Below are 11901 nucleotides of genomic sequence, written 5' to 3' on the forward strand. Positions count from 1 at the left end.
TTGAGTACCTTTTATTACTTCATTTTCACTTCTTCTTTTCATTTTCTCTATTATTTTATTAAGCCACTGTAGCGGGTTTAATGAGATCTCTGGAAAATAGATTTCTACATTATTAACGATAAAGCATTCTTTTTCCTGTAAATTTAAAGTACTATTCAAAAATCCTGACAATCCTTTATAGTAGACAGCAGACATTCTTCGCTAGCTAAATGAATAAACTCATTTAACGCTTCTTCTTGTGAATGAATATCCTGATGAAATGTCCCACCTAAAAAATCTTCTAACTCCTCTAAATAACTGTAGCTCTCATTCATTGAATCATCTCTACAATGTATTATAATTAAAATCACCAATTATATTAGACAAGTGAAACCTTGATTCCATTAGTGGTGATGGTTATTCTATTTATTGTTAACTCAGTTGCCACAATAGAAACTCGACTTTTTCTATTAATTCGCCTTTTTGATTCGTTTCAAATGATGTGACTGGATTTTCCCAATTAAAGTCTTCTACTACATCCAAACCATAAACCCCTTCCGGATCAGCTTCCGGATACCATCCAACATCTAGCAGTATATTTTTCTTACTATTCTTGATTTGCAATAAATCTTCTGTGAAATTTAGCCATTTATCATGTTCATCTTTATTGAGTAATGCCGGATCTAACTCTGTTAAAGAATTGTAACTAATTTCCCAGCCTGAAGGTATTCTAAGTGGCTGAAGTTTATATTTAGGAAGTTCTTTCTCAATTTTCATTTTAAATACTTACGCTCCTTATGATCTTGGTTTAGCTATTTTTAAATACTCTTGTAATCGATTACCTGCTATTGGATGACCATGAAAAACTCCACTTGAAGTTAGTTCCGCTCTAACCCAAGACGTTTCGACTCCTAAATCAAAACCAACTGGACGACCAGTATTATAAATAAAATATACTGCACCTTTCTCGTTTTCTACAATGAACCCTTTTTTTAATGCTTCTTTCTCAATAACTTTATTTTTTATATTAGGCAAATACTGTGCCTGCTTTCGTCCTGTTTCGCTAAATAGCTTAGCTTGTTCAGTTGTTTTTGCTTTTAAATGTTTAAAACCATGTTCTGTAAAGGTAGCATTGTTGATTTGAGTTCTAAAGTCTTTTCTACTGTAGTAGTGATTATGAACTATTTTGTCGTGTCTCTTCGAGATGTTTGGAGTTAGTCCCATCTTCCCATGAAACCCTTTCGTCCCAAACGGCAAAAGCATTCCCAGCGCCGCATTCATACTCGCTTCCTGCTGTTCTTTCGAGATCTTATTTCCAAACATGTCTCGACAGTAATGTTTAATCTTTGAATATTTCTGGTATTTTCTCTCTCCAAATTAACAACAGTTCTATGAACTCCTTCGTTTCAATTTTATTTTCAAAGGGTTCTTCAATCCTATAATGATGTTCAACTACTGTCTCATCTTTTTTGATATTTACACTGGTAGCATTCAATGTAATTTCAAAGTTTTCGTATACTCCATCTATCACATTTTGAATATATCCTATATACTCATCCACTTCTTCTTCTGTTGAAATATCTTGTATAAAATCTGAGAAAATACTTATTTCTTCTGGTAGTATAATTGCTAAATCTCCAAATTTGTCTTCCTTAAATTCATATGAATATCTCATATAAGCTAATCACCTTCATATTATTTTTTATATAATGGATACGCTGTAGCTATTGATCCATCTTTTTTCAGATACATCTCTATTTTAATTCCTGATGATGTTACACCTTTAAATTTATTAGGACCTATCTGTTGTTTATTTTGGTAAGCTTCATCAATAGCTTTTAACACATCAACGCGGTTCCATTCCTTAGGAAAGAAACTTGATTTAGCTACTTTTTCAACTCCATCAATTTCAACTTTAGCTCTATAAATACCGTGTTTATCTGGTAGACTTTCACTTCCTGGAATAACCTTTCCACCCTGCATACTTTCATGGTGATAACCAACTGCTTTTCCTCTTTTGTTAATTTCACCATGATAAATGTGTTTCATTGTATGGGTATTATATTTTTCAGCATCCTTAACCCCCATCTTCCCATGAAACCCTTTCGCTCCAAACGGCAAAAGCATTCCCAGCGCCGCATTCATACTCGCTTCCTGCTGTTCTTTCGAGACCTTATTCCCAAACATGTCTCTACCTGTAATTGCTTCACTGAAACCGTTGGTGGCGGTGAGGCCATATAAGCCTTTTTGAGATGTTTTTAAGGCGTCAAAAGACTTTTGCGATGTCTTGTAAATGTCGACTGCTCTGACTGCGGCTGATGTGGCTTGGGTGGTTTTATAAACAGCTTTCCCGCCTTTGAAAATGCGTCCTGTCCATCCGACGATTGGGATATAACCCGCTGCTGCCATGCCGCCTGCGGCGACGCGCTGACCTGCGGTGAGCTCTTCACCTGTGATCGGGTCAACACCTGTTGCGGCACGTTTTGCATCGTTCACACCTGTCAATTCATTGACGATATTTCCGCCATAATCGAGTGCTTTTTCATACCAAGGGCGGTTGGCGAGGGCTTCTTGTTCTTTTGCGATCTCACGGGCTTCTTCTTGTTCTTTTTTGATTTTGAGATATTCAGATGTTTGCTTCTCAATATCGCTTTTTGCCTTGTAGATTTCGCTATTTTGATACGCTTTCTTGTCAAAATTCATCGGAGAAATTGCTTTTCCGTCATTTGTAGCATTGATCATTTCAGCGTACAATGCCATTGTAGCTTGCTGCTCCGTTTCTGACAAAGCATATTCATCTTTTAAATTTTGATCAAGCTCTCTTAGGTCTTTCACTGTCTTTTTTCGCTCGTCTTCCGTATCTGCAATTTTTTCATCAAAGGTTTGACTATCAAATACTTCTAGAGAAATGAGGTCGTCGATGTCTTGAAAAATCGTTTTAAGCGCCTTTTTTTGATCCTTCACAATGCTTTTGGCATTTTTGATGCCCATATGTACAGCGTTGTCTAAAAAGTGTTCTTCTACAAAGGTGTCGCCGCCAAAGTTTGTATCATCTAGTGTCCCAGAAACACCTTCATGAAAGGCTTTTTGCTTATCAATGAAGCTGATAAACATATCTACATTTCCAGCCAGTTCTTTATAAAAGCTTTTAATGTTATCGGCACCTTTTCCAGTGAAATCATCACCGAGGTTAGCCACGCCTTGAAGTGCCTTTTTTAAATCTACCATTTGTTCACGGAGTTCCTGGTAGTGTTTTGCCCTTGCATCCATGGCAATTGTTAGTGCTTTTGCATCAAGTATCTTCCCCAGAAGAATTCACTCCTTCCTATTCATTGACAAGGTCAATTTTACCAACACAAAGTTTGTCATTAAATAGGAATAAAGATACAAAAAAGTACTTAATATGTAATGAACCGTGTTTTATTAGAACGCTTTAGCTCCGCTATCGTCAGTAATCATTAAGACGCGATTTTTAAATCATTGTAAACAAGGTTATAGAGCAATTCCATGGTAAGAAGAGACCACTAATTGAGCCAATTATAATCCTCGCTACCTTATTTGAACAGCTCATAGAAAAATCACACCCGCAACAGTGTGCTCTCTTACAACTTAGACTTAAGCAATTCCAGCTCTTGGTCCATAATATCTGCTGCTTCGGTAATAAATTGAATGATTAAGTCTAATTCTTCTCGTTTGTATTCGTTTGTAAGCTGTTTTGTTGATGCCGATAAGGATTGGAAGAGTTCTTTTACTTGTGATTTCCCTGCCGTTAATGGAACGATGATGACTCTTCGTTTGTCCTTTGGGTCCTTTTCTCTTTTGACGTAGCCTGCTTTTTCAAGGCGGTCAATCAGAGCTGTGACCGCACCTGAGCTAAGACCTGTTTTTTCACTTAATTCTCCTGCTGTGAGCGGCCCGAGTTCGTTTAATAAATCGGCTGATTTGAGGTCTGTTGGGAAAAGACCAAGCGATTGTGCGGCCGCTTGGTGGAATAAAACCGTTCGTGTGGCGAGGCGCCTCATTGTATGGATGATCAGGTCTGCTCTGTCTTCTGCGTCGTTCTTTATTGACAACTTGTTCTCCTCCCTTTAAAATCAATTTATCTTGATCATCAAGATAAATGTTCTCTTCCTTTATATTTAAGTTGATCATAGCAAAAATAAGGAGAGAACGTAAGCAGGAGGTAAATGAATGAATCATGTGGATAAAGGCAAGGCATCCACTCGCTTAGTTGTCATCGGTTTGCTGTTAGGAATTTTTATGGCGGCGATGGACAATACCATTGTTGCAACAGCAATGGGAAGCATCGTAGCAGATTTGGGCAGTTTTGATAAATTTGCTTGGGTGACGGCTTCTTATATGGTGGCAGTAATGGCTGGAATGCCGATTTACGGAAAGCTTTCTGATATGTATGGTCGAAAGCGTTTTTTTCTGTTTGGACTTATTTTCTTTTTAATTGGATCTGCGCTGTGCGGTATCGCACAAACGATGGATCAGCTCATCATTTACCGAGCCATTCAAGGGCTTGGAGGCGGTGCCCTTCTTCCGATCGCGTTTACGATCATCTTTGATATCTTCCCGCCTGAAAAACGCGGGAAAATGTCCGGTATGTTTGGTGCAGTGTTTGGTTTATCGAGTGTACTAGGACCACTATTAGGAGCTATTATCACAGATTCAATCGGCTGGCATTGGGTTTTCTATATTAACGTGCCAATTGGTATTGTTAGTGTGTTCTTGATCGCCAGATACTATCATGAATCCCTAGAACATCGCAAGCAGAAAATTGACTGGTCAGGTGCTATTACACTTGTCGTGGCGGTTGTCAGCTTGATGTTCGCTCTTGAGCTTGGCGGTAAATCCTATGCGTGGGATTCAGTGCAAATCCTCACACTTTTTGCCGTGTTTGTTGTGTTTGGTACCATCTTCTTTATTGTTGAGCGTAAAGCGGAGGAACCGATTATTTCATTTTGGATGTTTAAAAATCGTTTATTTGCGACATCTCAAATTTTGGCGTTTTTATATGGCGGAACATTTATTATTCTTGCCGTCTTCATTCCTATTTTCGTCCAGGCGGTGTACGGTGAATCAGCGACAAGTGCAGGATTCATTTTAACACCGATGATGATAGGGTCTGTCATTGGCAGTATGATTGGCGGAACGATGCAGACGAAAGTGCCTTTCAGACGTCTTATGGCGATCTCTGTCATTTCATTTTTCGCGGGGATGCTGCTGCTTGCCAATATGTCACCAGATACAGCTAGACTGTGGCTCACAATCTTTATGATGATATCAGGCTTTGGTGTCGGCTTCAGCTTCTCCCTTCTGCCGTCAGCTTCAATGAATGATCTTGCCCCTCGTTACCGAGGCAGTGCAAACTCGACCAATTCATTTATGAGATCACTTGGGATGACACTTGGTGTCACGATTTTTGGGACGATTCAAACCAATGTCCTATCGAATCGCTTAGCAGATGCCTTTAGCGGAATGAAAGGAGCCCCTTCTCAAATAGGCGATCCACAGGCCATTTTCCAAGAAGGTGCCCGTTCACAAATTCCGCCTGATATTTTAAATAAAGTCATCGATGCGATGTCACAAAGTATCACGTACGTATTTTTGATTGCGTTATTTCCTATTGCCCTTGCAGCGATTACGGTCCTGTTTATGGGAAATGCACGGGTACGCACATCAAATGAAATGAAAGAAAGCGAATAATGTGAAAAAGCAGAGCTTAAGCGGCTCTGCTTTTTTGTTTCACTGATATAGAGGATGGGCTTTGCCCTCACTGCCAACGATCCGTATTTTCGATGTGACCATATCTTTTGCTGCTTGTTTTGCTTTTTGTAAATACATACGTGGATCTAAGCTTTCCGGTTCGTTTGAGAAATGATCACGGATGGCTTCAGAGTACGCATTTTTTAATTCAGTTGAGACATTGACCTTTGCCATACCAAGTGCCACACATCGTCTGACGTCTTCATCTGGTACAGCGGAACCGCCGTGCAGTACAAGGGGAACATCGACCAGTGATGCAATTTGTTCAATGCGGTCAAAGTCAATATCCGGAACCCCTTTATAAATGCCATGTGCGGTACCAATTGCAGGTGCTAAAGTAGGTACCCCAGTTTCTTCTACAAATTGACGGCATTCTGATGGAATGGCTTTTTCAGCATCCTTTTCATCGACGACGATATCATCTTCGACGCCGCCTACCTTGCCTAATTCTGCTTCAACGTTCACCCCTACTTTTAATGCGAGGTCCACCACTTCTTTTGTGCGGCGAACATTTTCTTCATATGAATGCATCGATGCATCGATCATGACGGATGTATATCCCGCCCTGATACAGGTGAGAATCACATCAAAATCCGTACAGTGATCGAGGTGCAGACCGATTGGGATTTGATATTGATCAGCCGCCGCTTTGACTGTATCTGCAATCGCTTTTGCTCCAAGAGATTGAACGGTTCCAACCGTTGTTTGCAAAATGACAGGTGACTTTAATTCTGCGGCCGTTTCGAGCACCCAATAAATACTGTCAAAGGAATGTACATTGAATGCAACGATTCCGTATTTTTCTTTTTTCGCAGTCTCAAGCATCGGTGTTGTGGATAGTAAAGGCATGATCAAACATCCTCTCTCGTTAAAATATCTGTTTCTAATACAGTTAGCATCTCTTCATTTGTTCTTGTTTCCAGTAGCTTTTGTCGTTTCGCTTCATCCATTAATCCTCGTGAAAGGGCAGAAAGAGCCTTTAGATGAGTGGTCCCTGCTTCACTTTTGGGGATCAGTAAGGATAAGAAGAAAAAGCAAGGCTTCCCATCAAAAGCGTCCCATTCAATGCCTGTTTCCGTGCGGACGATCACGAGTGCTGGTTTTGTGATGGCGTCTGTTTGTGTATGCGGAATCGCAAATCCATCTTGAAATCCAGTTGTACTCAGTGCTTCTCTTTCAGCTAAGCCTTTTTTAACATCCTCTGGTGATGTACAAATACCTGCTTTGTAGGCAATGTCAGCAATGGCTGCGAAAACGCCAGCCTGTGACGACGCGGTTTCATGAAGATTCATATAAATATGTTCCATCATTTCTCTTCCTCCCTATTAAACTGCGGGTTTGTCTATTTTTTTACGATAAAGTCCGTATAGAATGGCACCTACAAGTGATCCGATCAGTATGGATAGTACCCACTGGAATGCACCTGTGACGACTGGAAGGACAAGGAACCCGCCATGCGGAGCTGGAACCTGTACGCCAAAGAGATACGTCAAGATAGCAGAGATGGCGGAGCCAAACATGATAATTGGCAGGACAACGATCGGGTTTTTAGCCGCAAATGGGATGGCCCCTTCTGTTATATGTGTCGCTCCTAGAATATAGTTGATGGCCCCTGCATTTCGTTCCTGCGGTGTGAAATGTTTTCGGAAAATCGTTGTAGCAATCGCAATGATAAGCGGTGGTGTGATACATGCTGCTGACACACCTGCCATGAAGTAAAGGTTACCTTCTGCAAGTAAAGCCGTTCCTGTGACATAGGCTGCTTTGTTAAAAGGTCCTCCCATATCAAATCCACACATCGCTCCAACAATTAAACCTAAGAGCAGCGGATTCGTGGATTGAACAGCTGAGAGAAAATCCATTAATGAATTATTTAGCCCCGTGATTGGAACTAATAGTGGTGTCATCACAGCCCCAATTAAGAAAATACCGATAACAGGATAGATGAAGATTGATTTTAATCCGTCAAGTGATGCAGGTAATTTTTGAAGCAGGAATTGAAGGAGTACGATGATATACCCTGCTGCAAAACCTGCGATAATACCACCTAAGAATCCAGCGCCTCCATCGTTTGCAAGCAGGCCGCCGATAAATCCGACAACCATCCCTGGTCGTCTGGCGATTGAATCAGCGATAAATGCTGCTAAAATAGGCACCATTAAGCTAAAGCCGAGTCCACCAATGCTTTTCAAATAGGCTGCAAACGGATGATACGTTTCATGCTGAGGATCAGCTGAGTAAATACCGAATAGAAAAGATAAAGCAATTAAGACCCCGCCTCCAACAACAAATGGAAGCATGTGTGATACACCGTTCATTAAATGTTTGTAGATGGTGTGTATCCACTTATTCGCCGACTTTTGTTGAGCTGGTGAAGAAGAAGCAGATGTTTTTTCTGTTCCAGTAGCTCTTCCTTTCACTTGATGAACGGGAGCTTCTCCATTGATAATGCCTTGGATCAGTTCATTTGGCGTGCGGATACCTTTCGCTACAGGCACTTCAATCAGTGGTTTGCCGTGAAAACGATCTGTATTTACATCTTTGTCAGCTGCGACAATGACCCCATCGGCCTCCAGAATGTCTTGATCGGTTAAAGCGTTTTCAATCCCTACTTGACCATGCGTTTCGACTTTGATGTCGACCCCTAGTTGCTCAGCAGCTATTTTTAATGCCTCAGCTGCCATAAATGTGTGTGCAATGCCTGTTGGACAGCCAGTTGCAGCGACAATTTTTTTGCGGCTCATGTCTATTCCCCCTTATATCTTGTCAATGTGTACTTGATCAATTAATGAATGAATGTCATGTAAATCACTTAAGCCTTTAGAAAATGCAGTAGATGCCCCTGTTGCAATGCCGTAACGTAAGCACTCTTCAGGTGAATGTCCTTCAAGCTGTTTACTAAGAAAGGCTGCGAGCATCGCATCTCCAGAGCAAGCTGTATTTACTACAGTGCCTGTCGGTGCGTTTCCTTTTAAGACGGCGTCTTTTGTAATGAACAAAGCCCCTTCTCCCCCGCGGGAAATAAGCACTTGCTCTGCACCCATCTCAATGAGCTTTTCTCCTGATTGAATGAGTTCTTTTTCTGACATAGGCTGTGTTTTGCCGAAAAAAGCAGCGATTTCTTCTTCATTCGGTTTTAATAAATACGGCTTGTATTGAAGCGTCTCAAGAACTGCTGCGGAGCTTGTGTCTAAAATAAACTTGACGTTGTGCTGATGACAAATAGCTGCTACTTCTGAAAAAATGCTGGCTGGTATGCCCTTTGGCAGGCTGCCTGACATGATCAGGATGTCCCCCTGCGGAATGGCCGCTATTTTTTCACGAAAGGCGTGAAGTGCTTTTTCTTCAATCGCAGGTCCTTGGTTCACGAGCTTGTATTCTTCTGTCGTATTAATAAAAACATTAATGCGTGTAATTCCTTCAACTGAGATAAAATCGGTTTGAATGGAAAGGTCCTTTAAGGATTGTTCAATATAAGAGCCTGAAAACCCAGCAATAAATCCTAATGCAGTGCTGGTGAATCCATATTTCTTTAGCATAATGGAGACATTGACTCCCTTGCCGTTCGGCTGATAATCTTCATCTTCCGTGCGGTTGACTGCATTTGCCTTCATTTCTTTTAATGCAATATATAGGTCAATAGCAGGATTTAAGGTGCAGGTATAAATCAATTGGTTTCACCTTCTTTCTTTTCTCTAAAGAAAGTATCTCATACGCAGGAGTGAAAATGTTTTCAGATTGTGTAAAGGTTTTCATGATAAAAAGCCTTCTAGATCAAAGTCTCGAAGGCTTCTTTATCGGTTATTTCATTCGAATCACGTAGGCATCTAGTAAAATGCGGGCAATGACATGAAGAGACAGGCGCGATCTGACCTCATAATCTGGGAAGAAAGATTGTTCGCCTTTATATCCGACTAGAGTCATATCTGATATTTTGCTTAATGTAGAATCTATTCTTGTGGTGACGGTAATGGTCGTGACTTGCTTCATGCTAAGGTTTTGACACGCTTCAACGAGCTCCGCTGTTTCGCCATTTAATGAAACAAAGATCGCAAGTTCGTTTTTACTGATGTCTCTCGATTTCAGCCGAATGATATTCGGATCGTCATGTACTTCGCATGTTTTTCCGATGAGCTGTAATTTGATGGTCATTTCTTTGGCAATCATCTCTGAGAAGCCTCTGCCGAAAATATAAATTTTGTCCGCATTATGTATTTTTTGAACGGCATCTTCAATTTGCCCAATACTTTGCAGCTGGATCGTCTTTAAAACCTCTTCTTCATTTTTCCGAATCGCTAGTTTAATGTCTTCATCAATGTTTTTGAGCTGATCACTTGCATCGGTCATTTTCTTTTCTTGTTTCAATCGATATTTAAAGGATGTATAGCCGTTGTAGCCAATTTTTTTCATCAGTCTGACAATTGTGGCTGTCGACACATTCGCTCTTTCACTCAATGTGACGATGGATAAGGTGGAGATATCCTCTAAATGCTGGTGAATATAATGGAGTAAATAACGTTCTGTTTCACTTAGCGTTTGATACACTTCGCTTGGAATGTTAAATAGTGGTTCATTCAATTCGATTCCCCCTTACTCATTTCATACTATAATTAAATGCCCAATAAAAACAAGATGATTCTTTTGTCATGTATTTTGTTAGAGAGCCAAAATGAGTGAAATTTCATTTTTGACATACACTAAGGAAAAGTTGTGTCTGTGTGAAAGGAGCTGATCATGATGCTTCATCTTTTGTTTTATTTCATCCTTCTTTATGTCGTCTATGTATTTTTGACCGCATTTGTCTTGTTTTATTTACCGGTTCGAAAAACATGCAAAGAACATTGCATTTATAAAGCCTCTTCTATCTCAGGAGACGATCAGGGGACAAATCAAGTGATGCTTCTTGACGACGGGTTTGAATCTGGTCAGGTGAGGCTCCAAATGATTCGTGAGGCAAAGAAGGTGATCCGCCTCAGTTACTATTCCATTCAAAAGGGAAAAACAGCCGAATGGATACTAGGTGCTTTAATTGAAGCAGCTGATCGAGGTGTGAAAGTGCAGCTGTTGTTAGATGGCATCTGTCACAGTTTGCGCGGGCCGCTAAAGCATTTGCGCTATGCGGTAGCAAATCATCCGAACATGTCGATTCGTTTTTATGAGCCCTTTCGTTTGTTCAAGCCATGGACATGGCATAATCGGCTACACGATAAGCTGCTACTAGCAGATGGCCGAGTGGCTGTGATGGGCGGAAGAAATATCGGTGATAAATACTTTGCAGACCAGCCGCCGAAAGACTTTGCTTTTGACCGTGATGTGCTGCTCTATAACCCCAAAAAGGGAAAAGTATTAGATGAAATGGAGCAATATTTCGTTTATCTATGGAATCATGATTTTACAAAAAGAACAAAAGATGTGTTCTCTAAGCCAAAAGCGAAAAAAGGGCTAAAACTAAGAAAACAGCTGCTCAGATCCTATCAAGAAGCCATGCGCACGAAAGAACCTTTTGTGATGTCGTCCTTTAACTGGGCAGCAGATACCACTTCTGTGAAACAGATTGCCTTTTTCACAAATCCTGTGGAACGCTTTAATAAGCGACCACTTGTGCTGAAAAAACTGAACGATCTTGCGCACCGGGCAAAGCGTTCTGTGCTCATACAGACGCCTTATGTCATCCCAACGCGCCCAATGAAAGCCGGACTCACTCCCTTACCTAGTGATATCCAGACGACCGTGGTGACGAATTCACTTACGGCGACGCCAAATCCATTAGCCTTTGCCGGGTATTTAAGCACAAAAAAGGAGCTGATGAAAACAGGCGTTCATTTGTATGAATATGAAGGCCCGTATTCCATTCATGCGAAATCAATGGTGATTGATGATTACTTGAGTATTATTGGGACATATAACTTAGATGCGAGGTCTAGTTTTTTAAACACAGAGTCAATTTTGGTCATTGACAGTGCCCCGTTTGCGTTATCACTTACACAGGCAATTGAACGAAAAATCGCCTACAGTTATCTCGTAGCTAAAGATCGAACAGTCCTTCATGCGAGCGCTTATGGACAGAAAAAAAAGCCTTTGATGAAAAGGCTCCTTTTAAATGGATTATCCGCGATAACGGTTTTATGGCGGCGATTGATATAAAGTAGG

10 protein-coding genes and 3 pseudogenes are annotated in these 11901 nt (G+C 40.7%); 2 read left to right on the forward strand and 11 right to left on the reverse strand.

Going from position 1 to position 11901, the window contains the following annotated elements:
• Positions 1-36 precede the first annotated feature (36 nt).
• The 6 genes and pseudogenes from CKW02_RS20455 to CKW02_RS09170 all read right to left on the reverse strand — a co-directional run.
• A pseudogene (locus tag CKW02_RS20455) lies at positions 37-314 on the reverse strand (contact-dependent growth inhibition system immunity protein); the annotation flags it as partial.
• Between the two features lie 97 nt (positions 315-411).
• Positions 412-756 (reverse strand): hypothetical protein, encoded by a 345-nt coding sequence (locus CKW02_RS09150; protein WP_003212179.1) that lies wholly within the window; start codon positions 754-756, stop codon positions 412-414.
• 18 nt (positions 757-774) lie between these two features.
• Positions 775-1308, reverse strand: a pseudogene (locus CKW02_RS09155) (hypothetical protein); the annotation flags it as partial.
• Positions 1309-1318: 10 nt separating this feature from the next.
• Positions 1319-1654 carry a hypothetical protein gene (locus CKW02_RS09160; protein WP_003211795.1) on the reverse strand — a complete coding sequence of 112 codons (336 nt, stop codon included), beginning with the start codon at positions 1652-1654 and terminating at the stop codon, positions 1319-1321.
• Positions 1655-1674: 20 nt separating this feature from the next.
• Positions 1675-3288 carry a T7SS effector LXG polymorphic toxin gene (locus CKW02_RS09165; RefSeq protein WP_269457877.1) on the reverse strand — a complete coding sequence of 538 codons (1614 nt, stop codon included), beginning with the start codon at positions 3286-3288 and terminating at the stop codon, positions 1675-1677.
• A 293-nt stretch (positions 3289-3581) separates the two neighbouring features.
• On the reverse strand, positions 3582-4001 hold the full coding sequence (locus CKW02_RS09170; RefSeq protein WP_050782663.1) for a MarR family winged helix-turn-helix transcriptional regulator: 420 nt from the start codon (positions 3999-4001) through the stop codon (positions 3582-3584).
• Between the two features lie 169 nt (positions 4002-4170).
• Between CKW02_RS09170 and CKW02_RS09175 the strand changes: the two are divergent.
• Positions 4171-5737 (forward strand): annotated as a pseudogene (locus CKW02_RS09175) (MDR family MFS transporter).
• On the opposite strand, the gene CKW02_RS09180 reads toward CKW02_RS09175, so the two are convergent.
• The 5 genes from CKW02_RS09180 to CKW02_RS09200 all read right to left on the reverse strand — a co-directional run bounded on the left by CKW02_RS09180 (position 5731) and on the right by CKW02_RS09200 (position 10329).
• On the reverse strand, positions 5731-6600 hold the full coding sequence (locus CKW02_RS09180) for a class II fructose-bisphosphate aldolase (RefSeq protein ID WP_003210866.1): 870 nt from the start codon (positions 6598-6600) through the stop codon (positions 5731-5733). The pseudogene CKW02_RS09175 and the gene CKW02_RS09180 sit on opposite strands and share 7 nt — an antisense overlap.
• A 2-nt stretch (positions 6601-6602) precedes the next feature.
• Entirely contained in the window at positions 6603-7061 is a 459-nt protein-coding gene (locus CKW02_RS09185) for a PTS sugar transporter subunit IIA (RefSeq protein ID WP_003211874.1), read from the reverse strand.
• Between the two features lie 15 nt (positions 7062-7076).
• Entirely contained in the window at positions 7077-8495 is a 1419-nt protein-coding gene (locus CKW02_RS09190; RefSeq protein ID WP_003211208.1) for a PTS fructose transporter subunit IIC, read from the reverse strand.
• A 12-nt stretch (positions 8496-8507) separates the two neighbouring features.
• On the reverse strand, positions 8508-9422 hold the full coding sequence (pfkB, locus tag CKW02_RS09195; protein WP_003211047.1) for a 1-phosphofructokinase: 915 nt from the start codon (positions 9420-9422) through the stop codon (positions 8508-8510).
• 130 nt (positions 9423-9552) lie between these two features.
• The gene (locus tag CKW02_RS09200) at positions 9553-10329 is read right to left on the reverse strand and encodes a MurR/RpiR family transcriptional regulator (protein ID WP_003211946.1); all 777 of its coding nucleotides are present in this window, start codon (positions 10327-10329) and stop codon (positions 9553-9555) included.
• A gap of 159 nt (positions 10330-10488) precedes the next feature.
• On the opposite strand from CKW02_RS09200, the gene CKW02_RS09205 reads away from it, so the two are divergent.
• Positions 10489-11895, forward strand: coding sequence for a phospholipase D-like domain-containing protein (locus CKW02_RS09205; protein WP_034619855.1), 1407 nt, complete (start codon positions 10489-10491; stop codon positions 11893-11895).
• Positions 11896-11901 lie beyond the last annotated feature (6 nt).

The organism is Bacillus pumilus, from assembly GCF_900186955.1.
Taxonomy (GTDB): Bacteria; Bacillota; Bacilli; order Bacillales; family Bacillaceae; genus Bacillus; species Bacillus pumilus.